This is a genomic window from Hymenobacter daeguensis, assembly GCF_054780555.1.
Map to the genome: position 1 here is coordinate 21,403 of NZ_BAAGWC010000005.1, position 25,639 is coordinate 47,041.

General features: G+C 62.8%; 21 protein-coding genes. 12 read left to right on the top strand and 9 right to left on the bottom strand.

Annotation, left to right across the window (positions count from 1 at the left end; all coding sequences use genetic code 11):
- Window positions 1–6 precede the first annotated feature (6 nt).
- Window positions 7–2,319: a GEVED domain-containing protein gene (locus tag ACYVHT_RS08200; protein WP_460549910.1), complete on the bottom strand. Its 2,313-nt coding sequence runs from the start codon at window positions 2,317–2,319 to the stop codon at window positions 7–9.
- Between the two features lie 270 nt (window positions 2,320–2,589).
- Between ACYVHT_RS08200 and ACYVHT_RS08205 the strand changes: the two genes are divergently transcribed.
- Complete coding sequence (locus tag ACYVHT_RS08205; RefSeq protein ID WP_460549912.1) at window positions 2,590–3,399, top strand: SDR family oxidoreductase; 810 nt, start codon at window positions 2,590–2,592, stop codon at window positions 3,397–3,399.
- 201 nt (window positions 3,400–3,600) lie between these two features.
- Here ACYVHT_RS08205 and ACYVHT_RS08210 read toward each other — a convergent pair whose 3' ends face one another.
- From ACYVHT_RS08210 to ACYVHT_RS08220, 3 genes are all read right to left on the bottom strand, one after another.
- Window positions 3,601–5,244 carry a S8/S53 family peptidase gene (locus ACYVHT_RS08210; protein ID WP_460549914.1) on the bottom strand — a complete coding sequence of 548 codons (1,644 nt, stop codon included), beginning with the start codon at window positions 5,242–5,244 and terminating at the stop codon, window positions 3,601–3,603.
- Between the two features lie 121 nt (window positions 5,245–5,365).
- Entirely contained in the window at window positions 5,366–5,761 is a 396-nt protein-coding gene (locus ACYVHT_RS08215; RefSeq protein ID WP_460549916.1) for a hypothetical protein, read from the bottom strand.
- A 254-nt stretch (window positions 5,762–6,015) separates the two neighbouring features.
- Window positions 6,016–7,281 carry a BaiN/RdsA family NAD(P)/FAD-dependent oxidoreductase gene (locus ACYVHT_RS08220; RefSeq protein WP_460549918.1) on the bottom strand — a complete coding sequence of 422 codons (1,266 nt, stop codon included), beginning with the start codon at window positions 7,279–7,281 and terminating at the stop codon, window positions 6,016–6,018.
- An 84-nt stretch (window positions 7,282–7,365) separates the two neighbouring features.
- Here ACYVHT_RS08220 and ACYVHT_RS08225 point away from each other — a divergent pair, with 84 nt between their 5' ends.
- Window positions 7,366–8,559 (top strand): cation:proton antiporter, encoded by a 1,194-nt coding sequence (locus ACYVHT_RS08225; protein ID WP_460549920.1) that lies wholly within the window; start codon window positions 7,366–7,368, stop codon window positions 8,557–8,559.
- Here the strand turns inward: ACYVHT_RS08225 and ACYVHT_RS08230 are convergent.
- Both ACYVHT_RS08230 and ACYVHT_RS08235 read right to left on the bottom strand, forming a co-directional pair.
- Complete coding sequence (locus ACYVHT_RS08230; protein ID WP_460549922.1) at window positions 8,556–10,343, bottom strand: chloride channel protein; 1,788 nt, start codon at window positions 10,341–10,343, stop codon at window positions 8,556–8,558. The genes ACYVHT_RS08225 and ACYVHT_RS08230 overlap by 4 nt on opposite strands.
- Before the next feature lie 158 nt (window positions 10,344–10,501).
- Window positions 10,502–11,044, bottom strand: coding sequence for a TetR/AcrR family transcriptional regulator (locus ACYVHT_RS08235; RefSeq protein ID WP_460549924.1), 543 nt, complete (start codon window positions 11,042–11,044; stop codon window positions 10,502–10,504).
- Window positions 11,045–11,722: 678 nt separating this feature from the next.
- Here ACYVHT_RS08235 and ACYVHT_RS08240 point away from each other — a divergent pair.
- From ACYVHT_RS08240 to ACYVHT_RS08285, 10 genes are all read left to right on the top strand, one after another.
- Window positions 11,723–12,316 carry a TetR/AcrR family transcriptional regulator gene (locus ACYVHT_RS08240; RefSeq protein ID WP_460549926.1) on the top strand — a complete coding sequence of 198 codons (594 nt, stop codon included), beginning with the start codon at window positions 11,723–11,725 and terminating at the stop codon, window positions 12,314–12,316.
- Between the two features lie 2 nt (window positions 12,317–12,318).
- Window positions 12,319–13,398 carry a 1,2-phenylacetyl-CoA epoxidase subunit PaaE gene (paaE, locus tag ACYVHT_RS08245; RefSeq protein WP_460549928.1) on the top strand — a complete coding sequence of 360 codons (1,080 nt, stop codon included), beginning with the start codon at window positions 12,319–12,321 and terminating at the stop codon, window positions 13,396–13,398.
- A gap of 89 nt (window positions 13,399–13,487) precedes the next feature.
- On the top strand, window positions 13,488–14,438 hold the full coding sequence (gene paaA / locus ACYVHT_RS08250; RefSeq protein ID WP_460549930.1) for a 1,2-phenylacetyl-CoA epoxidase subunit PaaA: 951 nt from the start codon (window positions 13,488–13,490) through the stop codon (window positions 14,436–14,438).
- Window positions 14,439–14,516: 78 nt separating this feature from the next.
- Window positions 14,517–14,804 (top strand): 1,2-phenylacetyl-CoA epoxidase subunit PaaB, encoded by a 288-nt coding sequence (gene paaB / locus ACYVHT_RS08255; RefSeq protein WP_168675518.1) that lies wholly within the window; start codon window positions 14,517–14,519, stop codon window positions 14,802–14,804.
- 11 nt (window positions 14,805–14,815) lie between these two features.
- A complete protein-coding gene (gene paaC / locus ACYVHT_RS08260) occupies window positions 14,816–15,619 on the top strand; it encodes a 1,2-phenylacetyl-CoA epoxidase subunit PaaC (protein ID WP_460549932.1) in 804 nt (267 codons plus the stop codon).
- On the top strand, window positions 15,613–16,122 hold the full coding sequence (paaD, locus tag ACYVHT_RS08265) for a PaaD family protein (RefSeq protein WP_460549934.1): 510 nt from the start codon (window positions 15,613–15,615) through the stop codon (window positions 16,120–16,122). Before paaC ends, paaD begins: the two co-directional genes overlap by 7 nt.
- A gap of 101 nt (window positions 16,123–16,223) precedes the next feature.
- The gene (locus tag ACYVHT_RS08270) at window positions 16,224–17,009 is read left to right on the top strand and encodes a Clp protease/crotonase-like domain-containing protein (RefSeq protein WP_460549936.1); all 786 of its coding nucleotides are present in this window, start codon (window positions 16,224–16,226) and stop codon (window positions 17,007–17,009) included.
- Window positions 17,006–18,163, top strand: coding sequence for a 3-hydroxyacyl-CoA dehydrogenase NAD-binding domain-containing protein (locus tag ACYVHT_RS08275; RefSeq protein ID WP_460549938.1), 1,158 nt, complete (start codon window positions 17,006–17,008; stop codon window positions 18,161–18,163). Before ACYVHT_RS08270 ends, ACYVHT_RS08275 begins: the two co-directional genes overlap by 4 nt.
- A 66-nt stretch (window positions 18,164–18,229) precedes the next feature.
- Window positions 18,230–20,293, top strand: a complete 2,064-nt coding sequence (gene paaZ, locus ACYVHT_RS08280; protein WP_460549940.1) for a phenylacetic acid degradation bifunctional protein PaaZ — start codon at window positions 18,230–18,232, stop codon at window positions 20,291–20,293.
- Between the two features lie 147 nt (window positions 20,294–20,440).
- Window positions 20,441–21,202, top strand: coding sequence for an enoyl-CoA hydratase/isomerase family protein (locus tag ACYVHT_RS08285; protein ID WP_460549942.1), 762 nt, complete (start codon window positions 20,441–20,443; stop codon window positions 21,200–21,202).
- A 160-nt stretch (window positions 21,203–21,362) separates the two neighbouring features.
- Here the strand turns inward: ACYVHT_RS08285 and ACYVHT_RS08290 are convergent, their stop codons facing one another.
- Genes ACYVHT_RS08290 through ACYVHT_RS08300 form a run of 3 tightly spaced genes read right to left on the bottom strand, consistent with a single transcriptional unit; the run spans window position 21,363 to window position 25,403 of the window.
- On the bottom strand, window positions 21,363–21,815 hold the full coding sequence (locus ACYVHT_RS08290) for a nucleoside deaminase (RefSeq protein WP_460549944.1): 453 nt from the start codon (window positions 21,813–21,815) through the stop codon (window positions 21,363–21,365).
- Between the two features lie 10 nt (window positions 21,816–21,825).
- Window positions 21,826–24,909 (bottom strand): PD-(D/E)XK nuclease family protein, encoded by a 3,084-nt coding sequence (locus ACYVHT_RS08295; RefSeq protein WP_460549946.1) that lies wholly within the window; start codon window positions 24,907–24,909, stop codon window positions 21,826–21,828.
- A 38-nt stretch (window positions 24,910–24,947) separates the two neighbouring features.
- Window positions 24,948–25,403, bottom strand: a complete 456-nt coding sequence (locus ACYVHT_RS08300) for a BLUF domain-containing protein (RefSeq protein ID WP_460549947.1) — start codon at window positions 25,401–25,403, stop codon at window positions 24,948–24,950.
- Between the last annotated feature and the right edge of the window lie 236 nt (window positions 25,404–25,639).

Sequence of the window (25,639 nt, forward strand, 5' to 3'; positions counted from 1 at the left end):
ATCCGCTTACTCGCGAACCACGCGGCGCGTGGCAGTCTGGCCTTTTGCATCGCGCAGGTGCAGCACGTACACGCCGGCGGGCAGGGCGCTCAGGTCAAGCTCGGCCTCGGCAGCGGGACCCAGCTGCAGGGAGGTGCGCAGCACGGTGGCTCCCAGCAGGTTCTGTACTTCGGTGGCGTAGCGGCCAGCCGCCGTGGCATCGGGCAGGCTCAGGCGCACATGGCCGTCGAGCGTGGGGTTGGGGTAGAGGCCCAGGGCCGGCAGGGCCAGCGCGCTGCGCGTGCTCAGGGGCAGGAAGCGGATTTGATAATCCTCGACCTCCGCGTTCAGAATGTTTTGCTGGCAGGCAATAGGCGACGACGTGTTTATCATCGTTTGCACGCGCATGCGGGTATTCAGGCCGGAAGTGCTGCTGCTGTTGGGCACGGTGAACGTGGCCGTAAACGAGTTGGCCGCCGCCCCGTTGGTGCTCACCCCGGTGGCCAGCAGCTCGTTCGTGTCGAAGGTGCCGTTCATGTTGAAATCCACCCACACCGACGTGCGGTGAATGACGAACAGGTTGGTCAACACCGCCAGGTTGACGGCGCTGCCGGCATTCAGCACAATGGGGTTGGCCGTGTAGTTGGCGTAGCCGCCGGTGGCATTGCCGGTGGCGTTGGTATAGGCCGGTGCGGCGTTGCTCACGGCCACGCTCGTCGTCCAGAGCGCGCTGGGCTGCTGGCCCGTGGGCCCCGTGGTGCCTATGCCGTTCGAAGCACAGTAGTTGAAGCAGGGAATCTGGATGGTCACCACATTCAGCCGCGTGATGTTGGCCGTGCCGTTGGCGTTTGTGGCCGAGAGCGACACGTTGTAGGTGCCCGCCGTGGTGTAGGTGTGCAGCGGGTTTTGCTGGGTTTGCTGCGGGCCGGTGTAGCCGTCGCCAAAGTTCCACAGCCAGGAAGTGGGCAGGTTGGTGGTAAGGTCGGTAAACTGAATGGGGTTCACGCAGGAGCCGGCCACGTAGTTGGTGCTGAAGTTGACGCTGGGCGGCAGGGTGTTGGGCCGGGCTACAATGGTGTAGTCCTCGGCCTGGCCGCTGGCGGGGCTCACGCAGGGCCCCGCCGTGTTGCCAATGGCATCGGCAATGATGCGCAGGCGCAGCGGCTGGTTGAGCGTGGTGCCGGTGGGCAGGGTGAAGGTCGCCGTGACGCCGGGCGTGGCCGTGTTCAGGCTCACGTACACCTGCTCGGCGGTGGTGAGGATGCCGTCGTTGTTTTTATCGAGGTACACCCGGATGTCGTGCGGGTTTACTCCGCCCGTTGTAATGGTCATCGGGTAGTTCACGCCGGCAATCAGCTCGGTGCGCTGCGTGCAGGTAAAATCCTGGTAGCCGGCGCTGCCGTTGGCCGAGGGGTTGTCGATGGTGTTCAGCACAAAGCGCGTGATGCCGTAGTTGGCAAAGTAGCTGGTGGTCTGGGGCGAGCAGCTGGCTGCCACCGGCACCGTGGTATTGTAGGTGACGCTGGTGGCGGCCGTGGTGTTGTTGCCGGCGGCGTTGGTGGCCCGCAGGGTCACGGCGTAGGTGCCGGCCGTGGCGTAGCAGTGGTTGGGGCTTTGCTGGGTGCTGGTCTGGCCATCGCCGAAGGTCCAGAGCCAGGAGGTCGGCAGGTTCTGGCTGGCATCGGTAAACTGCACGCAGCCGGAGCAGGTGGTCGTCACGTCGGTAGTGAAGGCCGCCACCGGCGGGCTCACGTTCGCCGACAGCGTCACGCTGTAGTCCTCGTCCTGCGAGTACACCGGCGTGGAGCACGAGGTGGGCAGGGCGCTGTTGATGTAATCGGTCGCTACGCGCATGCGTAGGCGAGTGCCCAGCGGAGCTGCCGTAGCCGCTGCCGCCGGCGGGGTAACCGTGCCGATGTGTGGGTTGGCCGGGGTGCTGCCGGCGGGGTTGATGTCTTCGTACACCAGCTCGTTGTTGCCGGTGAAGGCGCCATCGTTGTTGTAGTCAATCCAGACGCGCACGTTTTGCGTGGCAACGGCCGTGGTGCGGATGCTGATGGGGTAGCTCTGGCCCACCACCAGCGGCACGGCCGCCACCGAGCAGCTGTAGTCGTGGTAGCCGGCGGTATAGCCCGAGCGGTTGGCCAGCACAGTGGTTCCCAGCGTCACGTTGAGGATGGCCATGCCGAAAGAGCTGGCTTGCCCGCTGCTGGCCGTGCCGGGGGTGCATACTGCGTTTATGGGGCACTGGGCCAGGGCCGGCGCGGCTGCCCCCAGCGAGAGAATAGCCGCCACCAGACCCGTTGCAACGCGGGACCAAGAACGTAAGAGTGGGTTCATACGGTGTTCAGAAGGAAAGAAAGAAATGAAGATTTTGGTGGATAAATGTAAGCAGAAAATGAGGACTGCTCAGCCGCAATCGGCTGTTTGCGGAATCCAGTCGGCGACGTGCCAAACCGACTCGCTCAATCCACCTTATTTCCTTGCCTGATTCACCGAACACCGCAAAGTTTAATGCGTGCTCACAAAAATCGCACCACCCGGCCGTAAGTTTGTTTCAAGGATTTATAAAAACCCTCTCACCGGCCTGCCAGGCCATTATTTACAGTTATGCCAACTCTCACCGTGCTCATTACGGGCGGTACTTCGGGCATTGGCCGGGCCTGCGCCCTGGCCTTTGGCCGCGCCGGCTACCAGGTGGCCATCACCGGCCGCGACGAGGCCAAGCTTGCCGACACTGCCCAAGCCCTGACGGCGGCCGGCGTGGCCAACCTGGCCATCCGGGCCGATGTGGGCGATGAGGCCGCGGCCGAGTGCGCCGTGCAGCAAACCGTGGCCCGTTTCGGCGGCCTCGATGTGCTGCTGAATAACGCCGGCATCAGCATGCGGGCCCGCTTTCAGGATGCCGACCTGGAGGTTATCAAGCAGCTCATGCAAACCAACTTCTTCGGCACCGTTTTCACCACCAAATTCGCCCTGCCGCACCTGCTCAAAAGCAAGGGCAGCATTGTGGGCATCAGCAGCATTGCGGGCTACCGGGGCCTGCCGGGCCGCACGGGCTACTCGGCTTCCAAGTTTGCCATGAACGGCTTTCTGGAGTCGCTCCGCACCGAGCTGCTCGACCAGGGCGTGCACGTGCTCACCGCCGCGCCGGGCTTCACGGCCTCCAACATCCGCCAGACGGCGCTGGCCGCCGATGGCTCGGCGCAGGGCGAGTCGCCGCGCGACGAAGGCGCCATGATGAGCAGCGAAGCCGTGGCCGATGAAATCCTGAAAGCCGTGCAGCAGCGCAAGCGCACCATCGTGCTCACGGGCCAGGGCAAGCTGGTGGTGTTCCTCAACAAGCTGCTGCCCGGCCTGAGCGACAAGCTCGTGCTGAACCACTTCCGCAAAGAAGAAAAAGGCGTGGATGTGGGGTAAAAGGCAGCATGGGATGGATTATGGTCAGAAAAACGTCTGTCATCCGGAGCACAGCGAAGGACCTTCTCACGTTTGCATCTATTGATTTACTGCAAGCAGTTCAGCCGTGAGAAGGTCCTTCGCTGCGCTCCGGATGACAGCGTAAAAAAAAGGCCCGTCTGACGATTCAGACGGGCCTTTTTTACGCTCCTGCATTCCGCCTTACAGCGAAGCTTTCTGGGCCAGCTTCACGGCCTCGTACAAATCGACCACGCCGCCGGTGACGGAGAGGGTCGAGAAATCGGCTTCTTTCTCGGTGCCAGGCACGTTCACTTTGGTGTGGTGCACCTGGGCCGACTGCATGATGATGCGCTTCAAATCCGTGGCCGTGAGCTTGGGGAAGTAGGACTTGAGCACCGCCGCCACGCCGGCCGTGACGGGCGCGGCCATACTGGTGCCGCTTTCGTTGCCGTAGGTGCTGCCGGGCAGGGTGCTGTAGATGCCCACGCCGGGCGCAAACACGTCCACGCCCTTCTTGCTGTAGTTGGAGAAATCGGCGGTGAGGCCCGGGCCATCCTTCGGGCCCGAAGCGCCCACGGTGAGCAGATTGGGCACCACGCCTTTGTTGAGGTAGAACGAGGCCGGGTAGTTGTCCTCCACGTCGAGGTTGTGGTTTTCGTTGCCGGCGGCGTGCACCAGCAGCACGTTTTTGGCGGCGGCGTACTTGTAGGCGGCTTCCACGGCCGGGCGCTGGGGCGAGAACTCCTTGCCGAAGCTCATGTTGATGATGCTCGCGCCATTGTCCACGGCGTAGCGAATGGCGTTGGCAATGTCCTTGTCGCGCTCGTCGCCGTCGGGCACGGCCCGCACCATCATGATGCGCACCGGGTCGCCGGCAATGCCCTGGATGCCGAGGTTGTTATCGCGCGCGGCGGCAATGATGCCGGCCACGTGGGTGCCGTGCAGCGGGTCGGTGCCGTAGAGGTCGTTGTTGCCGTAGTTGCGCTGGTTCACATCGTTCGGGTCGTCCTTGATGATGTCGGCGCGGGGGTTAAAATTCAGGTTGAGCGAGTTGTCCAGCATGCTGCGCTCCTGCTTCACGCCGTCGTTCAGCTGCTTCAGCAGGTCGTCGGCATCCGAAGAATTGGTCTGGCGCATCATGTCCAGCATGCCGGCCACGGCGCGCTTCATGTTGGGGTCGGTAGTGTTGGCATTTTTCAGGGCCGTGGTGTCCAGCTTGTCGGTGCCGAGGGCCTGCTTCATGCTCTGCACCATCATGGTGAGGGGGCCGGCCATTTCTTCCACTTCCTTATTGCGGGCGGTTTCCTCCTTCACGCGGGCGGTGTAGGCTTTTTCGGCCTTCTGGTAGAGGGCGAAATCGGCCTTGTCGGCGGGCTTCACGGTGGCGGCGGTTTTGCCCGAGAAGCGCTTGCGGCCGGCCGCCACGATGCGCGTCATCTCCAGGGTTTCGGGGCCCACGTTGCGGCCATCGGCCCCGCCGAGGAAGTTCCAGCCGTGCACGTCGTCCACGTAGCCATTCTTGTCGTCGTCGATGCCGTTGCCGGGAATCTCCTTCGTGTTCCGCCACAGCACAGGCTTCAAATCGACGTGCGCCGTGTCGATGCCCGAGTCGATAACGGCCACCACCACGGGCGTCGGAATCAGGTTTTTCAGCAGCTCCGCATAGGCGCGATTGGCGCCGATGCCCGGCACCTGGTCGAGCTGCGGGTCTTTCAAATACCACTGGGCGGCGCTCTGGTCGCCCGCCGGCGGCGGGGTAGGCGCAACGGATTGGGCAAAGCCCACGGTAGGCAGCGCCAGAAATGCCAGCGCAACGGGCCAGCGGCGGGAGGGGGAAATCGTCATGAGCAAAATGAAGCGCCGCGACGGTGCGGCGGAAGTACGCAATAAACCAAACGGGGCACAAAGGAAGTTCGGCCACGGCAAAGACGGGCCGCGCCGGCCCGGCGTTGCGCCCAGGGCAGGGCTATGCCGGCGCAATAGCCGGCGGCCCCGCCACCACCAGCAGCAGGGCATCTTCGGCGGCGCGGGTCAGGTGCCAGTAGCGGTACAGGCCGCGATACTCCCAGGCCAGCAGGCCAAACTCGCCGAGCCGCACGGCCACCCGCGCTGCCGCCCGCGCCGGCAGGCCGGCGGCCTCGGCCAGCTGGGCCGTGTGGCGCTCAGCGTGCCGCATCAGGGCCAGCAGCATAAGGCCCTGGCGCAGCCGCCCGCGCTTGTTGCGCACCCCGTGCGTGGTCAGCAGCCAAGCTTCAATGCGGGCTTGCACGGCGGCAGGCTCCTGGCTGAGGGGAGGCGGCGGCGGCGGGTTGTCGCGCTCAAACACGCGGCGGGCAAAGGCAACGGATAAGTCGTCGGACATGGCGAACTGCTGGCAAAGGTTGGCAAATTATGGCTATATACCGGCCAAATTACTCCATCAGCTGGCATGCTAGCAAGTGCAGCTGGCTGATTCCGGTCATCATAAGGCAAAATAACCCCATCAGCAGGCTGGCTTGCTTCAACAGATGTCCGGACTTTCTCATCAGTGCACTGAACCTTCGGAACAACTGAATAAATTAATTCATCAGAGGGCCAAACCTTCAAAACACCTGCCCAAACCCGTGCATCAGCGGGCTAAGTCTTGCCTTCGCCTGCCGGTTTTGCCTGCTGAAAATGTGCCAGTACGCCCCGCGCCGCCCACGCCCCCGTGCTGAAGCAGCCCTGCAACAGATAGCCACCCGTGGGGGCTTCCCAGTCCAGCATCTCGCCGGCCACGAAGGTGCCGGGGCGGGCCCGCAGCATCAGGTGCTCGTCCACGGCCCCAAAGGCGATGCCCCCCGCCGTTGAAATGGCTTCATCGAGGGGGCGCAGGCCGGTCACGGGCAGCGGCAGGGCCGTGAGCAGCTCGGCCAAAGCGTCGGGCGCAAGCGTAGCGGCATCGGGCCGCCTCTCGCGCAGCAGCGTGGGCACGGGCGGCCCGAGGTGCAGCGTCTTTTTCAAAAACTCCGCAAACGAGGCTTTGCCGCGCGGCTGCCGCAGCTTCTGGAGCAGCGCGGCGGGCGAGAGGTCGGGCTTGAGGCTGAGGTGCAGCACGGCGCCGCCGCTGGCCAGCGCGGCCCGCAGTTGGGGCGTGAGGGCATAGGCCGGGGTGCCTTCCACGCCGTAGTCGGTCAGCATGAGCTCGCCGCGCACGGCGGGGCCGGCATTCACGCGCAGGGCAATGTTTTTGAGCGGCGCCCGGCCCACTTTCTCCCGAAAAAAGGCCGACCACGCCACTTCCGCTCCGCAGTTGGCGGGTGCGAAGGGCGTGACGGGCACCCCGATTTCCTCAAGCAGCGGCACCCAGGCCCCATCGGAGCCGGTTTTGGCCCAGCTGGCCCCGCCCAGCGCCAGCACCGTAGCGGCGGGCTCAAGCACAAAGGCCAACCCGCTGGCCTCGTCACGCAGCCGGATTCCAGCGGCCCCCGCAAAGCCCAGCCAGCGGTGCCGGGTGTGGATTTCTACGCCCAGCGCCCGCAGCCGGCCCAGCCAGGCCCGCAGCAGTTCGGCGGGCTTGTGCGCGGCCACCGGAAAGATGCGCCCGCTGGTGCCCACGAAGGTGTCGATGCCCAAATCGGCGGCCCAGGCCCGCAAATCAGCAGGGGAGAAGTGGGCCAGCAGCGTGGCAAAGCGGCTTGCCTCGGTCCCGTAGCGGCGGGCGAAGGCGGCGGCTTCCTCCGCATTGCTCAGGTTGAACCCGCCGTGCCCGGCCACCAGAAACTTGCGGCCCACGGTGGCCTGCGCCTCAAACAAGCGCACGCGCTGCCCGGCCTCAGCCAGCCGCTGGGCCGCCAGCAGCCCCGCCGGCCCGCCCCCGATGATGGCCGTGAAAGAAGAATTTGCAGCGCTGGTCGTCGTCAAAGCCGGAAGGAGTTAAGCCCCAAAAGTACCCCCGGCCCGCCCCTGCGCACGAACCCTGGCCCCGCCCGGCCGTTAATTCGCGCCATGGGTCCCTATACTATCCTCATCGGCCTGAGCCTGGCCGTCATCCTTTCCTACCTGTTCGACCTGGCCGCGCGCGCCACCAAGGTGCCCTCGGTGCTGTTGCTGCTGCTGGCCGGCATCGGCTTCAACCAGGCCGTGGCGTACTGGAACATTCCGTTCCGGCTGCCGCCGGTGCTGCTCCAGATTCTGGGCATCGTGGGCCTCATCCTCATCGTGCTCGAAGGCTCGCTCGACCTGCGCCTGACCCGCGACAAAATTCCCATCATCCGGCGCGCCGCCCTGGCGGCGGCGCTCATGCTGCTGGTGCAGGCCGGGGCCATTGCGGGCCTGCTGCACCTCTACGTGGCCGGCGCCAGCTGGCAAAGCTGCCTGGCCAATGCCGTGCCGCTGGCCGTCATCAGCAGCGCCGTGGCCATTCCCAGCGTGGCCGGCCTCACGGGCCAGAAGCAGGAGTTCATCATCTACGAAAGCACGTTTTCCGATATCATGGGCATCATGCTCTTCAACTTTGCCCTGCAGGACGACTTTGCCCAGAGCATTTCCATCGTCACGTTCGGGCGCGATGTGCTGGCCATTCTGGCGGTGGCCGTGGTGAGCACCGTGGCGCTGGCTTTTCTGCTGGGGCGGCTGCGCGGGCACATCAAGTTCTTTCTGCTTTTCGCCTTTCTGGTGCTGATGTACAGCCTGGCCAAGAAGTATCACCTGTCCTCGCTGGTGCTGGTGCTGGTGTTCGGCCTGGCCGTCAACAACGCCGACCTGTTCCTGCGCGGCCCGCGCCTGCAGCGCTGGCTGCACCCCAACCAGCTGGCCTCGGAGCTGGGCCAGCTCAAAAGCCTCACCGCCGAATCGGCCTTTCTGGTGCGCACGTTCTTCTTCCTGGCTTTCGGCTTTTCCATCACCCTGGCCAATCTCATCAGCGGCCACCTGCTGCTGCAGGGCTTGCTCATCGTGGCCGTGCTCACGCTCATCCGCTTCCTCTACCTCAAATACGTGGCCCGCACCGACCTCATCCCCGAGCTGTTCATTGCCCCCAAAGGCCTCATCACCGTGCTGCTGTTCTACAGCCTCCCCGACCATCTGCACCTCGGCGAAATCAGCGAAAACATTCTCTTTATGGTCATCCTGCTCACCGGCATCCTGATGATGCTTGGCCTGCAGCTGGCCCGCAAAACCCCGGAGCTGGGCGAGTATTAGGCCTCGCTTTCCTGGATGAGCTGCTTGCGGTAGCGCGCCAGAATGGCCGATTTCAGGATAAAGCCCAGGTAGCGGCCGTCTTCCTCGCACACGGGCAGGGCCCAGGCATCGTGCCGGTCGAGCAGGCTCAGGGTGTGGCCCAGGTCGTCGTTGGGGCCTACCACGGCCGGGGCGGGCTTCATCAGCTCGCGTACTTTGGTGGTGGCATAATGCTCGTCGTCGAACAGCGCGTCGCGCACCGAGTCGAGGCTCACCACGCCCAGCAGCCGCCCGCCCGCCGCCACCACCGGAAACAGATTGCGCGAAGCGTGCCGGAAAATATCCACCAGTTCGCCCAGCGTCGTGCTGGGCCGCACCGGAATAAAGTCGGTTTCGAGCAGCTTGCGCGGGTCGAGCTGGGCCAGCAGGCCCCGGTCGCGGTTGGCGTACACGTCCACGCCCTTGGCCGTGAGCTTGCGCGTGTACACCGAATACGGCTCGAAGTACTTGGTGATGAGGTAGGAGCTGCTGGTTACCACCATCAGCGGCACAAACAGCGCATACCCACCCGTGATTTCGGCAATGAGGAAGATGGCCGTCAGCGGTGCGTGAATCACGCCGGCCAGCGTGCCCGCCATGCCCAGCACCACAAAATGCACCTCCGGAATGTGCACCAGCCCGCTCAGGTTGATGATGCGCGCAAAGAAAAAACCAGCCAGCGCCCCCGCAAACAGCGACGAGCCAAACATGCCGCCATTGCCGCCGCCACCCACCGTGATGCTGGTCGCCACCACCTTCAGCATCATGCTGAAGAGCACCAACACCAGCAGCAGCCAGGGGTTATTGTCCTGATAAACCGAGAAAATACTGCCATCGGTGATGTGCTCGGCATGGCCGCGCAGCAGCAGCTCCACCGTGTTGTAGCCCTCCCCATACAGCGTGGGGAACAGGAAAATCAGACCGCCGAGGCAGACGCCCGCCACCAGCACCTTCCGCCAGTCCAGCCCCGGCCAGCGCTCAAAGAAATGGTCGAACCAATGATAGGTCCGAATCATATACACCGAGAAAAAAGCCGTAAACAGCCCCAGCAGCACATAAAAAGGCACCGCATCCACCGGCCAGCTGGTCGTAATCAGCACAAACGGCTGCCCGGCATACAGGGCCTTCGAAACCACCGTGGCCGTGGCCGATGAAATCAACAGCGGAATGAAATACTGCGCCGGCAGCTCCAGCAAGATGGTCTCGACCGCAAACAGCACGCCCGCAATGGGCGAGTTGAAAATGGCGGCTACCCCCGCCGCTGCGCCACAGCCCGTGAGCAGGCGCCGCCGCCGCCGGTCCAGGTGCAGCACCCGCCCCGCGTTGGAGCCAATGGCCGACCCCGTGACAGAAATCGGCGCCTCCGTACCCGCCGAGCCGCCGAACGTAACCGTGAAAAAAGCAGTAATCAGCTGCGAATACAGCTTGGAGCGCGGCACCACACTGCCTTCGCGGGCCGTGTTGTAAATAATGGGCGCAATGCCCCGCCCCAGCTGCCCGCCCAGAAAAAACTTCGTAAACAGCACCGTCAGCGCAATGCCAATCACCGGATATACCGACAGTGCAAACACCCGGTTGGGCTCCGAGATGCCCATGCGCAGCATTTCCTGCCCCCAATGCACCGCCGTTTTCAGCAGCACCGCCGCCAGCCCTGCCGCTCCTCCTACCAATATGCTCAGGATGAGCATGTACATCCGCTCGCTGATGTGGCGTGCCCGCCAAACCAGCAGCGGGCGCAACAAACGATGAACGGCGTGGTGGGGCATGGGCAATAAAAATGGCGACACCTTACCAACGCAAAATAGCGGCCACTAGATGTAAGCTCATACCATCAGGCCAGTACCATACCTAAAATGGTCTTGCGAAAAACAGCATCATTGCGCTGATTCTGAAATGCTTGGATGGCTGGCAAAGGCTCCTCCAACTACTTGGGCAATTCCACCCCCCGCACGTAGGTACGTTTCAGGTGAGCGCCCACTTGCAGCAGCTTCTCATCGTGCTCATACAGCAGGTTGCGCCACAGGCTTTGAATCAGCAGCAGCAGCCGGAGCGTCATCATCTCGGGGTCATCCACGCGCAGCTCCGTGAACGCTTGCTTCAGCAAGCTGTCGATGGGACTCATGAAGCGCTGGAAATACTTCTGCACCAGGGGTTTGCTGAATTCTTTGTCCTGTACTTTCCAGAAGTCCGGCTCATCGTGTACCAGCTTATAGGGCAGGTCGATGATTTTTTCAATCAGCATCTGCGGGTCTTTCTCCGAAAGAATGCCCCGGTTGGCTTCCACAATGCGCTGAAAGCCCTGCTTGATAAGGTACTCGAATAGCTTTTCCTTGCTCAGGAAATATTTGAAGAGCAAGGCTTCCGACACGCCCGCACTTTTGGCAATGAGCAGGGTAGAGGTATTATCGTAGCCGCGCTCACCAAAAAGCTGCAAGGCGGTTTGTTCAATTTTAGAATGACTGGTCATGGGCCAGACCGAAGGATAAAGATGAAAGCCCGCCGGGCCAGCCGCCGGGACAAAAATGATGCATGCTTAATATTGGCAAAGTAACGCCACCCAGGCGGGTTCGCACAGGCATTGCTGCGTTTACCGCCAAAAGGTACAGCCGGCCAAATCGAACGAGGTTCGACTTAGCCGGCTGTAATAGGCTGAGAAATGCGAAGTTGGCTCCTTCTAGCGCGAAGGCATCGTCATTTCCAGCGAATGTTGCCAGACGGGGTGGGAGTTCATCTGGTTAAACAGAACGTGGGAATTTGGCTGCCTTGCAAACGGGTGAGATGTTGTTCAGCAGCGATACAAAGGTAGGTAAGCTTTTTACATCTTAAATGAGTGTTAGCTCACTATCTATAAGTAAACACTCACCATGTTGATAATCAGAAAAATAATTTTCAGATTTTGTTGCAATAGCTCTGGGTCGGCTTTTGCAAAGCTACCAGCTGCTTCCTAAAGCAGGTGCTGCAAAAGGAAGTAGCGGTAGCGGACGGCGAAAAATATTAACTAACATTTGTTAGTTAAACTGGATTCGGTATCTTTGAGCCTCCTATTCCCACCTTCCGTTTCCTGTTGCATGCTCTTTCACTCGCAGACTGCGCAATTTCTGCCTCTGTCTGGCCCTGTTAATGGCTTTAGCCGAAGCATACCGATATGCTAGCTGACCCCATGGGCAAAAAACCAAACAAGCGCCAGCTTATTCTGGACGAGGCGGCCAAGCTGTTCAAGCTGAAAGGCTTCGGCGGCACCTCCATGCGCGACCTGGCGGGCGAGGTGGGCATGGAAGCCGCCAGCATGTACAACCACATCAAGTCGAAAGACGAGATTCTGGAACAGCTCTGCTTTCACGTTTCCGATACCTACATTGCCCAGCTGGCCCAGGTTGAGCAGATGCCCGGCTCGAACGGCGACAAGCTGAAAGAGCTGCTGCGCCTGCACATTCACCTCATGCTGGAGGAAGGAGCCGCCGTATCGGTGGCCAACAACGACTGGAAATACCTGACCAGCGACAAGCTGCAGCAGTTCAAGGAAGCGCGCAAGCGGTACGAGAAGGGCTTCGCGGCCTTCATCGAAAACGGCATTGCCGACGGGGAGTTTCAGCCCGTGAATGCCTCGGTGGCGCTGTTTACCATCCTGTCGGCGGTGCGGTGGGTGGAGCTGTGGTACCGGCCGGGCCGGGGCATCACGGCGCAGGAACTGGAACAGGACATCATGACCATTCTGCTGAATGGCCTGGCAAAGCATTAACCATGAGCCGCTTTCATAAAGTTAAAATCAAGCGCATTCAGCGGGAAACGCCGGATAGCGTGGTGGTGTCGCTGGACGTGCCGGCCGAGCTGCGCGAAACCTTCGCCTTCACGCAGGGCCAGTACCTAACGTTCCGGCGCGAGCACGGCGGCGAAGAGCTGCGGCGGTCCTACTCCATTTGCAGCAGCCCGCTGGAAGGGGAGTGGCAGGTGGCCATTAAGAAGGTGCCGCAGGGCCGGTTTTCGTCGCTGGCCGTGGATGCCCTGCGCGTGGGCGAGGAGCTGGACGTGATGCCGCCCGCCGGGCACTTCCACACGCCGCTGCACCCGGAACAGGCCAAGCACTACCTGTTTTTTGCGGCCGGCAGCGGCATCACCCCGGTGTTCAGCATCATCAAAACCGTGCTGCTGACCGAGCCGGGCAGCCAGGTTACGCTGGTGTATGGCAACCGGGGGCGTAACTCCATCATCTTTAAGGAAGGCATCGAAGGGCTGAAAAACCGGTTCCTGAACCGCATCAGCGTGTACCATGTGCTGAGCCGCGAGCAGGGCGAATCCGACCTGCTGTTTGGCCGCATCGACCAGGCCAAAGCCGCGCAGTTTTTGCAGAAGATAGTGCCGGCCAGCCAGGTGGACGAGTGCTTCATCTGCGGGCCGGAGGACATGATTAACGGCGTGCGCGCGGCCCTGACCGAAGCAGGCGTGGCGCCGGAAAAGATTCACTTCGAGATGTTTGGCTCGGCCAATGCCGGTGCAGCCGGAGCGGCTAAGGCCAAGCTGCCGCCGGTGGGCGAAGACGATAAGCACAGCCGCGTGACGGTGCAGCTCGACGGCAACACCCGCGTATTGGAGATGTCGTACTACGGCAACACCATTCTGGATGCGCTGCTGGAAACGGGCGTGGATGCGCCGTATTCCTGCAAAAACGGCATGTGCAGCACCTGCCGCGCCCGCGTGACGGCCGGACAGGTGGAAATGGACGTAAACTATTCGCTCTCAGATACCGAAGTAGGCAAAGGCTACGTACTTACCTGTCAGGCCCGGCCGACGACCGAAAACGTAGCGGTCGACTTCGACCAGTAGAGGAGAAGCGAAATCGGCTGCGAAGCCAGTTTCTCAATAAATTTCTTTCATTTAACTAACGATTGTTAGTTAGTATTTGTTGACAGCGCATGGAAACGTTAGAAATGACCCAGGAAGAGCAGTTTCAGGCCCGCATTGATGCCGATATGCGCATCGAGCCCAAGGACTGGATGCCCGATGCGTACCGCAAAACGCTGATTCGGCAGATTTCGCAACACGCTCACTCGGAGCTGGTGGGAATGCTGCCGGAGGGTAACTGGATTACGCGGGCCCCTTCGCTCAAGCGCAAGTCCATTCTGCTCTCCAAGGTGCAGGACGAGGCGGGCCACGGCCTGTACCTCTACAGCGCGGCCGAGACGCTGGGCACCACCCGCGACCAGATGCTGGCCGACCTGCACTCAGGCAAAGCCAAGTATTCCAGCATCTTCAACTACCCCACGCTGAGCTGGGCCGACATGGGCTGCGTGGGCTGGCTGGTGGATGGCGCGGCCATTCTGAACCAGGTGCCGCTGTGCCGCACCAGCTACGGGCCGTATGCCCGCGCCATGGTGCGCGTGTGCAAGGAGGAGAGCTTCCACCAGCGCCAGGGTTTTGAGATTATGCAGACCTTGTGCGAAGGCGCGCCCGAGCAGAAAGCCATGGCCCAGGAAGCCCTGAACCGCTGGTGGTGGCCCACACTGATGATGTTCGGCCCCAAAGACGAGGACTCGCCCAACACTGCCCAGAGCATGAACTGGCGCATCAAGCGCTTCACCAACGACGAGCTGCGCCAGAAATTCGTGGACATGATGGTGCCCCAGGCCGAATTCCTGGGCCTGACCGTGCCCGATGAAAAGGTGAAATGGAACGAAGCCCGCCAGGCCTACGACTTCGGTGAGGTGAACTGGGATGAGTTCTGGGCCGTGGTGAAGGGCAATGGCCTGTGCAACCGCGACCGCCTCGGTGCCCGCGTGAAGGCGCACGAGGAAGGCGCCTGGGTGCGCGAGGCGGCCCTGGCCCACGCGGCCAAGCGCAAGGAGCGCGAGGCGGTGGCGGCGTAAGCAACTCAAGCAGCAATTATTCAGAACGTCATGCTTCGCTGCGCTCTGCATGACGTTCTGGTTTCTAATAGCGTAAACATGAACCAATCCGAATGGCCTCTGTGGGAGGTCTTTATCCGCAGCAAGCAGGGGCTTGACCACAAGCACGTCGGCAGCCTGCACGCGGCCGACGCCGCGATGGCTATCCAGAATGCCCGCGACGTGTACACGCGCCGGCAGGAGGGCATCAGCATCTGGGTGGTGGAGTCGAAGCACGTGCATGCTTCCAACCCCGACGACGCGGAGGCTTTCTTCGACCCGGCCAATGATAAAGTGTATCGGCATCCTACTTTCTACCAGGTGCCGGATTCTATTAAACACATGTAATGCAGGGCGCTATGGAGTTTGCTTCGTCTGAAAACCCGGCTTTGGCCACCTATGCGCCGGCGGTGCGGCAGCAGCTGTTCCAGTTTGTGCTGCAGCTGGCCGATACCAGCCTGATTCTGGGCCACCGGCTGAGCGAGTGGTGCGGGCACGGCCCCATTCTGGAGCAGGATTTGGCCATGGCCAATATTGCGCTGGACCTGCTGGGCGAAACCCGCAGCCTCTACCAATACGCCGCCGAGCTGGAAGGGCAGGGGCGCACCGAGGACGACCTCGCCTACCTGCGCAGCGCCACCGAATACCGCAACCCGCTGCTGGTGGAGCAGCCCAACGGCGACTTCGCCGATACCGTGGTGCGGCAGTTTCTGTTCGATAACTTCCACTACCACTTCCTCAAGCGGCTGCTGACCAACGCCGACGAGCGGCTGGCCGCCATTGCCGAGAAGTCGCTGAAGGAAGCCACGTACCACCTGAAGTGGAGCTCAGAATGGATAATCCGCCTCGGGGATGGCACCGACGAAAGCCGCCGCCGGGTGGAAAAGTCGCTGCAGGAGCTGTGGCGCTTTTCGGGCGAGCTGACCACGCCCACGGCCCTGGAAAAGGAGCTGCAGGCTGCCGGGCTGATTCCGGATTACGCCGACACTCAGGCCGATATGGCGGCCCATGCCGAGCGGGTGCTAGCCGAAGCTACGCTGGCCGTGCCGGCGCAGGTATTCATGCTGACGGGCGGCAAAGACGGCCGCCACACCGAGCACCTGGGCTACATTCTGACCGAGCTGCAGTATATGCAGCGCACCTATCCCGGCCTGACATGGTAGCGCCCGCGCCTCCCACCGAAGCCCACATCTGGCAGCTGCTGGAAGAAGTGACCGACCCCGAAGTGCCGGTGCTCAGCATCCTGGACCTCGGCATTGTGCGGGCCGTACGCGTGGAGGGCGAGCAGATTACGGTGACCATTACGCCCACCTATTCGGGCTGCCCAGCCATGAACACCATTGCCACCGACATCCGGCTGCGGCTGCTGGCCGAAGGCTATACCAGGCTGACCATCAACAACCAGCTCAGCCCGGCCTGGACTACGGACTGGATGACCCAGGCCGGCCGCGAGAAGCTGGAAGCCTACGGCATTGCCCCGCCCATTGACGGGACGGCCAGCGGCCACGTCCTCAACCTGTTCGGGAAGGACACGGCCGTGCGCTGCCCGCTGTGCAAGTCGGACCACACGCACCTGGTCAGCCAGTTCGGCTCTACGGCGTGCAAGGCGCTGTACCAGTGCGACAACTGCCGCGAGCCGTTCGATTATTTCAAATGCCACAGTTGATAGTAGCGCGAACTGTGTAGTTCGCGTCCCCGCACGTTTAAAATCGTTCGACAACGCGAACCACACAGTTCGCGCTACTGCTTTTCCCACCCTCCCAACCAATGCCCGAAAACGACTCCCTGATTTTTTCGCTGGACAACGGCGTGGCCACTATTCGCCTCAACCGGCCCGAGGTATTCAATAGCGTGAATAAGCCGCTGGCGCTGGCCTTTCAGCAGTACCTGCGCGAATGCCAGACCAATGCCGAGGTCCGCGCAGTACTCATTACGGGGACCGGCCGGGCCTTTTGCGCCGGGCAGGATTTGGCCGAAATCACGGGGCCGGACAGCCCGGAAGTAGCGGAGATTGTTGAGAAGCATTACAACCCGCTCATCCTGCTCATTCGGGAGCTGGAAAAGCCGGTGGTGGCGGCCGTGAACGGCGTGGCCGCCGGCGCGGGCGCTAACATTGCCCTGGCCTGCGACATTGTGGTGGCCAAAGAATCGGCCTCTTTCATCCAGGCATTCAGCAAGATTGGGCTGATTCCGGACAGTGGCGGCACGTATTTCCTGCCGCGCCTCATCGGCATGCAGCGGGCCAGTGCCCTTATGATGACCGGCGACAAAGTGAGCGCCGCTGAAGCCGTGCAGATGGGCATGATTTACAAAGCCTTCGCCGACGACACCTTCGACCAAGACGTGGCCGCGCTGCTGCGCCGGCTGGCCGCCATGCCCACCAAAGGCCTGGCCTATACCAAGCAGCTGCTCAACAGCTCGTTCTCGAACGACGTGACGCAGCAGCTGCGGGCCGAGGGCGACTACCAGCTGCGCGCCGGCAACACCACCGACTACCGCGAGGGCGTCGCCGCCTTTCTCGAAAAACGCCAACCCACCTTCACCGGCCAATGAAAACCGTTGGAATAATTGGCTGCGGGGCCATGGGCGCGGGCATTGCGCAGGTGGTGGCCACCGCCGGCCACCCGGTGCGCCTGCTCGACCAGCACGCGGGTGCGCTGGAAAAGGCCGTTTCCGGCATTCAGCATAGCCTGCACAAGCTGGCCGAGAAGGGCAAAATGACCAGCGAAGCGGCAGAAGCTGCCGGCAGCCGCCTGCTCGCCACGTCCGATATGCAGGATTTTGCCGACTGCGACCTTATCATCGAAGCCATTGTCGAGGATTTGGGCGTGAAGCAGCAGCTTTTCCGCAAGCTCGAAGGCGTGGTTTCGGCCGATTGCGTGCTGTCCAGCAATACTTCGTCGCTCTCGCTGACGTCGATTGCGGCGGCCTGCGAGCGGCCGGAGCGGTTTGTAGGCATTCACTTCTTCAACCCCGCGCCAATCATGCAGCTGGTGGAGGTGATTCCGGCCGTGCAGACCCGCGCCGGGCTGGCCGAGGAAATGAAAGCGCTGGTAGCCAGCTGGAACAAGCTGCCGGTGCTCACGCAGGACACGCCGGGCTTCATCGTGAACCGCGTGGCGCGGCCGTTCTACGGCGAGGCCATTCGCATTCTGGAAGAAGGCATCGCCGACATGGCCACCATCGACTGGGCCATGACCGAGCTGGGCGGCTTCCGCATGGGCCCGTTTGCGCTGATGGACTTCATCGGCCACGACGTGAACTACCGCGTGACGGAATCCGTGTTCACCGCCTTTTTCTTCGATCCGCGCTTCAAGCCCTCGTTCTCGCAGAAGCGGCTGTTTGAGGCCGGCTACTATGGTCGCAAATCGGGCCGAGGATTCTATAATTACGCCGCTGATGCAGCTCAGCCCGAGCCAACCCGTGACGAAACCCTGGGCCGCCAGATTGTGAACCGCATCGTGGCCATGCTCATCAACGAAGCCGTGGACGCGCTGGCCCTGAACGTGGCCTCTGCCGCCGACCTGGAGCTGGCCATGACCAAGGGCGTGAACTACCCCAAGGGCCTGCTGGCCTGGGCCGACGAGCTGGGCCCCGCCGCCGTGCTGGCCACGCTGGATGCGTTGTACGACGAGTACCACGAAGACCGGTACCGCGCCAGCCCGCTGCTGCGCCGCAAGGTGCGCCAAGGTCAGCTGTTTTTGTAGAACATGCTTTAGCTTGTTCATTCTCACATCCTTTACCGGCGCAAGCGGAAGCGTGCGCTCCAAGCCATGACTCCCACCCTCGAAAATTACACCCTCGGCCGCTGGAGCACCGGCGGCAACTCGCCCCAGGAACTGCTTGATGCCAGCACCGGCGAAGTCATCGCCCTGGCGAATACCGAAGGCTTCGACTTCGCCAGCATTCTCGACTACGGCCGCCGCGTGGGCAACCCCAGGCTCCGCAAAATGACCTTCCACGAGCGGGGCCGCATGCTCAAGGCCCTGGCCTTCCATCTGCAGGAGAAGAAGGAGCTTTTTTACGAGCTGAGCTACCGCAGCGGCGCGACGCGGGCCGATTCGTGGATTGACATTGAGGGCGGCATCGGCAACCTGTTTGCCAACGCCTCGCTGCGGCGCAAGTTTCCGGACAAGCCCTTCTACGTGGAAGGCGAGCCGGTGGGGCTGAGCAAGGGCGGCACTTTTATGGCCCAGCACCTGCTGGTGCCGCGCGAGGGCGTGGCCGTGCACATCAACGCCTACAACTTCCCCATCTGGGGCATGCTGGAGAAAATTGCGGTGAACCTGCTGGCCGGCATGCCCGCCGTGGTGAAGCCCGCCGTGCCCTCGGCCTACCTCACCGAGGCCGTGGTGCGCGAAATCATTGCCTCCGGCATCCTGCCAGAAGGCGCGCTGCAGCTGGTGGTGGGCTCGGGCCACGGCCTGCTCGACCATGTTACCTATCAAGACGTTGTCACCTTCACCGGCTCGGCTGCCACCGGCCGCAAGCTGCGCGCCCACCCGCGCATTATTGAAGAGGCCGTGCCGTTTACGATGGAGGCCGACTCGCTGAATGCCGCCGTGCTGGGGCCCGATGCAAAGCCCGGTACGCCGGAATTCGACTTGTTCGTGAAGGAAATCCGCAAGGAGATGACGGCCAAGTGCGGGCAGAAATGCACCGCCATCCGCCGCGCCATCGTGCCCGCCAACCTGCTGGAAGATGTGCAGATTGCCCTGGGTAAGCTGCTGGCCCAGACCACCGTGGGCCACCCGCAGGCCGAGGGCGTGCGGATGGGCGCGCTGGCCGGCCGGGCCCAGGCCGACATTTTCCGTGACCGGGTACGCCACCTGGCGCAGAATACGCCCATCGTGTACGGCAACCTCGACGAGCTGGAGCTGCTGGGCAAAGACCGGGGCGCCGACTTCGCCAAAGGCGCGTTCACGTCGCCCATCGTGCTGCGCAACGACCAGCCTTTCCAGCACCTCGACAGTCACGAAATTGAAGCCTTCGGGCCGGTGGTCACGCTCATGCCCTACCACGACGTGGCCGAGGCCGTGACGCTGGCCAATATGGGCAAGGGCTCGCTGGTGTGCTCGCTGGCCACCAACGACCCGCAGGTGGCCCAGGAATTTGTGCTGGGCGCGGCCACCCACCACGGCCGCATCCTGGTGCTGAATCAGGAGATGGCCAAGGAAAGCACCGGCCACGGCTCGCCGCTGCCGCAACTCATCCACGGCGGCCCCGGCCGGGCCGGCGGCGGGCAGGAGATGGGCGGCATCCGGGGCGTCGAGCACTTTATGCAGCGCGTGGCCCTGCAGGGCTCGCCGAGCATGATTACGGCCATCACCGAAGTGTACCAGACGGGGGCGCGGCAGATTGAGAAAGACAAGCACCCTTTCCAGCACTACTTCGAGGAGTTGGAAATCGGCCAGACCTACACCACCCACCGCCACACCGTGACGGAGGCCGACATCAGCGCCTTCGCCCAGGTGTCGGGCGATAATTTTTACGCGCATGTCGATGCTACTTCGCTGGAAGGCACGCTCTTTACCGGGCGGGTGGCCCACGGCTACTACATCCTGAGCAAGGCCGCCGGCATGTTCGTCGACCCGCGCAAAGGCCCCGTGCTGCTCAACTACGGCCTCGACGAGTGCCGCTTCACCAAGCCCGTGTACCCGGGCATGACCATCGGCGTGACGCTGACGGTGAAGGAAAAAGTGGGCCAGGAAAAGCGCGACGAAACCGACGTGGCCAAGGGCATTGTGCGCTGGCTGGTGACGGTGACCGACGAAACCGGCGAAACCGTGGCCGTGGCCACCATTCTGACCATGGTGAAAAAGAAGAATCAGGAATAATTTGAACGTCAATCAATAAGGAACGTCATGCAGAGCGCAGCGAAGCGTCTTTACCCTGATAGTAAGCCACGTGATAGGATTTACTACGGCAGTAAAGATGCTTCGCTGCGCCCTGCATGACGTTCGTTTTCAGTGCAAAACCACTCCATGAGTAGCACCCTCACCGCCGGCCACGTGCTGGCCGAAACCGATGCCAGCGGCATCACCACCCTCACCTTTTTTCATCCTTCGCACAACTCCCTGCCCAGCCGCGTGCTGAACGATTTGGCCCAGGCCATCACGCGGGCCGGGCAGGACGAGGCCACCAGAGTCATCGTTCTCAAAAGCGAAGGCGACCGCACTTTCTGCGCCGGCGCCAGCTTCGATGAGCTGCTGACCATCGAAACCAAAGCGCAGGGGCTGGAATTTTTCTCCGGCTTCGCGCGGGTGATTAACGCCTGCCGCACGGCCCCCAAAATCATTATCGGGCGGGTGCAGGGCAAGGCCGTGGGCGGCGGCGTGGGCGTGGCAGCCGCCACGGATTACTGCTTCGCCACCCAGCACGCGGCCGTGAAGCTGAGCGAGCTGGCCGTGGGCATCGGGCCCTTCGTGGTGGGCCCGGCCGTGGAGCGCAAGATTGGCACCGCCGCCTTCCAGCAGCTGGCGCTGGACGCGGGCGAATTCCGCCCGGCTGCCTGGGCCAAGGACAAGGGCTTGTACGCCGAAGTGGTAGAAGATGTGGCCGCTTTAGATGCTGCCGTGGCCGCTTTCGCCACCAAGCTGGCGGCCTACGCGCCTGAGGCGTTGCGGGCCATGAAACAAGTGTTCTGGCAGGGCACCGAGCATTGGGACACGCTGCTCACGGAGCGCGCCGGCATCAGCGGCACGCTGGTGCTGTCGGATTTTACGCGCCGGGTGCTGCGGAAGTAGCGGCTTGTAAGAAGTAAGTCAGGCCGTCATGCCGAGCGCAGCCGAGGCATCTCGCGTGGGATAGTAACCAAAACCGTGAGACGATTGAGTTACCATTGCACGCGAGATGCCTCGGCTGCGCTCGGCATGACGGTCTGGTTAAACGAGAAGTGCCCCGTTCCTACAGCTCCATAATATCCTCATTCCAGAGCGTGGGCTCGGCTTCGATGAACTCGTTCATCATGTCTACGCACTCCTGCAGGTCGAGGTCGACCACCTCCACGCCGTGGCTTTCGAGGAAGGCGCGCGACTCGCCGAAGGTGCGCGACTCGCCCACCATTACCTTCGGAATTTTGAACTGCACGATGGTGCCGGCGCACATGTAGCAGGGCATCAGCGTGGTGTAGATGACGGTGTCGCGGTAGCTGCGCTGGCGGCCGGCGTTGGTGAGGCAATCCATCTCGCCGTGCTTGATGGCGCTGTCTTCCTGCACGCGCTTGTTGTGGCCCTGGCCGATGATTTTGCCGTCGCGCACGAGCACGGAGCCGATGGGAATACCGCCCTGTGAGCGGCCCAGGCGGGCTTCGTCGATGGCGGCCTGCATGAATTCGTCTTTGGTGTTTTGGTCTTGCATGGGTGGGAAATTAGCGTGCGCAAATGCCCTTGTAAGGGCAATACTCGCACTTGGTGAAGTCGTCGGTTTTGCGGATGGGCTCGGCGGGGTCGAGGATGCGGAGGGCAATTTTACGCACCAGCTCTTCGGAAACGGCTACGAAGTCTTCGCCGCCTTCGGTGAGAAAGCTGAGGTCGGCGGAGAGCAGGCCCTCGTCGATGTTGCGGAGCGAGAGAATGGCGGTTTCGGCGGTTTCGCGCTTGGCGGTGTGGGCCAGCATGAGGCGGTAGAGCCAGAGCTGGCGCACCTTGTCGGCGCTGCTGCTGGCCTCGTGCAGCAGGCGGTCCACGGCTTCGGCGGCGGTGAGCTTGTTGGTGGAGCCGCGCAGCAGCAGGTCGCGGCGCTCCACTTTGCCCGATTTATAGTCCACCACGCGCAGGCGGCCGTCGGGCAGCTCGTCCACGCGGTCGGCGTAGCCGAACAGGCGCACCGCCAGCGGCTCGGCTTGGCCCGGCACATCCACGAAGATGGTGGCGGCCAGCTCCTTTTCCAGCCCAAACAGGCGGAGCGGCAGCAGGCCGGGCTGCTCCCGCAGGCTTTCGAGCAGGCGCACCACCAGGCGGGTGGCCACCTGGCCGTACACATGGTTCAGGCCCTCGTCGGCGCGGGCATGCTTTTCGGTTTCTTCCTGCCGCAGAGCCTTTTGCACCTCGGCCGGGGCCTGCTTTATCAGCGCGGGAATGTCCTCGGCCGTAATGGGGCGGGCATCCTGCTCGAAGGGGAGCATCAGGTTTTCCAGCGCCTCGTGCACCATGGTGCCGAAGCTGCTGGCTTCCAGGGTTTCTTCCACGGCGTCGTTTTCGTGGAAGCGGGCCACTTTCGAGAAGTAAAACCGCAGCGAACAGGCCAGAAAGTCGTTGAGGCGCGAAGGCGAGATGTTGCGCTCCAGCACGCCGCGCAGGGCGGCCAGCATTTCGGGGTCCTTCTCCAGAATCAGGTCGCCCTGATAAGAATGAGGAGTGAGGAATGAGGAATGAAGAATTTCGGACGAATTCCCATCTGCAAATTCTTCATTCCTCATTCCTGATTCCTCATTGAGGGAGGCAACGCTGACCGTCAGGTCTTCCAGCGTGAGCTGCGGGTTTTGGGGCAGCAAGTCGTTTTGCAGCTGCAGCAGAAAGCGGCTGCGCTCACCGCTTTTCATGCCCTCGGCGCCGGGCAGCACGTGCACAAGGTCCACACGCTGCGCGCGTTGGAGCAGGCGCCAGAAGTTGTAGGCCGTGATGGCCTCGGCGTCGGCGTAGGTGGGAAGCTTGAACTCGGTGAGCACGTCGTAGGGAAACAGCGACTGCTGCTTCTTGGGAGCCGGCAGCACGCCCTCGTTGCAGCTCAGGATGATGAGGTGGTCGAAGTCCAGCGCCCGGGTTTCGAGCAGGCCCATCACCTGCACGTCGGCCAGCGGCTCGCCGCTGAAAGGCAGGCGGGTGCGGCCCATCTGCTCGTACAGAAAGCGGCGGAACGAGCGCACCGACAGGCGCTGCTCCCGGCAGTCGAAGGCCGAATCGAGCTGCTTAACCAAGGTGTAGAACAGGTACAGGTACTCGGCCCCGATGCTGGTTTCGCGGTCCGAATCGGCTACTTCGGCCGAATACACCTGGCGCAGCAAATCAATTACCGCGTAGCAGGCCGCAATAATGTCGTCGCAGTTGTCCCAGGTTTTGAACAGCGCCTCGATGAGCGGATGGTGGGCGCCCATCTTCAGCAGCTCTTCGGCGGGCAGCAGCACGGCATTTACGCGCACGATTTCGCGGCAAATCTGGTCCAGAACGCCGTGGTACTGGGGCTGGTCGGCCTGCTGGTCCTGCCACTGCTGGTAGCGGCGCAGGAAGGGGTGGCTCAGCAGCTTGGTCACGGCCAGGTGGTGGTAGCGCGGCACACCGTAGCCGGTTTCGTCGCTGCCTTCGCGGATGCCGGTGAGGTGCACTTCGAACAGCAAATCGACCAGGTTGAACAGCGGCGTGGCCTGGAAGCTCAGGCCCATGGTCACGTTGTAGTCGGGCACCTCGTCGGGCGGCAGGCCGTGGAGCACGGGCAGGAGCAGGGTTTCGTCGGGCAGCACCACGGCCACGGTGGCGTCGGGGTAGCGCTGGCGGGCTTCGGCCAGGAGCTGGCCGGCCAGCTTGCCCTGCATGCTGGGGTTGGCCACGCCCAGGTAGCGGATGTGGTGGGGCGTGCCGCGCAGCCACTCCACGCCGCCGCCGAAATTATCAAGCGGCAGCTTCCACTTCTCGAAATAGCGGCGCAGGTGCTGGCCGGCGCGGTTGGGCGAGTCTTTTTCGAGGTAAAAGGGGTCGGCGTCGAAGCGCACTTCGGCCCGGCCCACCCCAATGAGCAGCCGAATCAGCTTCTCCTCCGACTTCGACAAATTGCCCAGGCCCGCAAACACGTGCACGGCCGGCGCGGGCGCGGCCGGGTCTTTCAGGCTCTTTTCGAGCCGCTCCACGGCGCGGCGGTAGGCCAGGCCGGGGTAGGCGAGGTGGTTGGCCAGCATGCGCCGTTTCAGCTCGTGGTACACGCGCTCCAGCTGGTTCCAGAAGCCGAAGGAGTGCGCGGCGGCCTGGCTTTTGGGCGGCAACTCGCTGATGTCCCAGCGCTCCAGCGCCTTGGCCTCGCTCAGGTAGTCGAACACTTCGTGGGTGGGCGCCAGGTTCTGGTCGAGGTTGGAGAAGTCGTTGAGCAGCAGCCCGGCCCAGCCCACAAACTGGTCGAAATCGAGCTTGGTGTCGATGCCTTTCAGGATATCGTAGAGCAGCAGCTGCAGGGCAATGGGCTCCTCCACCTGCACGCCGGCCAGCTCCACCATGTAGTCTTCCATGGCCGTCACGCGCGGGGCCCACAGCGGCGCGCCCATCGGCAGGGCCAGGGCCAGCTCGTTTTTCAGGTACACCACGGCCCGGCGCGTGGGCACAATCACCACAATGTCGGACAGCTCATCGAGCGGGCCGGAGCCGTAGCGGTCCAGCAGCGCGCGGGCGGTGGCGGCGAGGAAGGAAACGGGCGCCCCAAGCGGGGGCGCCGGACGGGGGGCAGCGGAGAAAGCGGGGCGGGCAGACATTAGCGGTAAAGATACCGCCCCGGGACAGGCTTCGCCATTCAGGCCAGCTCTTCCAGCTCCAGCACGCCTTCGCCGGTGGTCACGAAGTCCTGCAGCAGCGCCAGCAGCTCGGCGCGGGTGTGGGGGCGCGGCACCAGCAGGCCGGGCCCATCGGGCGGTACGTAGCTGAGCAGGGTGCGCAGCACCTGCGCCGTGGCGGGCCGAAACCCCATGCGCCACTGCGGAAAGGCGCGCTCCCAGCACGGGCCTTCGTCGTACACGCGGCAGTTGTAGTGGCGCGGGTCGGCGGCAATGCGCTGGTAGTAGAGGGCCCGCACGTCGTCGCGCCGGCCCTCCAGCACCTGCAGAAAACGGCCGTCGGGGGTGAGCAGCAGCAGGCCCGTGATGCCCAGGCGGGCATTGTAGGCCCGGGCTTTGCGCAGCATGGTCAGCAATTCCGGTGTTTCGAACGGCACCATCGACTGACTTTGATAGATGAGTTGATATGCGCCCATAGCAGCCTGGAAAATGTGAACAAGCAAAAACCCATCGCCCCCGCCCGCCCGGAAGGCGCGTCGGATGTAATATTAGCTCAATATTTTGCTTTATAAATATTGGGCTGCTGTCTGGCCGACCTGGAAAATGATAGTTGCCGATGATATTTACGTAACTACGCACAAAAACAGCCACATCGGTGCAGCAATTGGGCTTCGGTGGGCGGGGCCTCGCAACCAACATGAAGCGGCGCTTC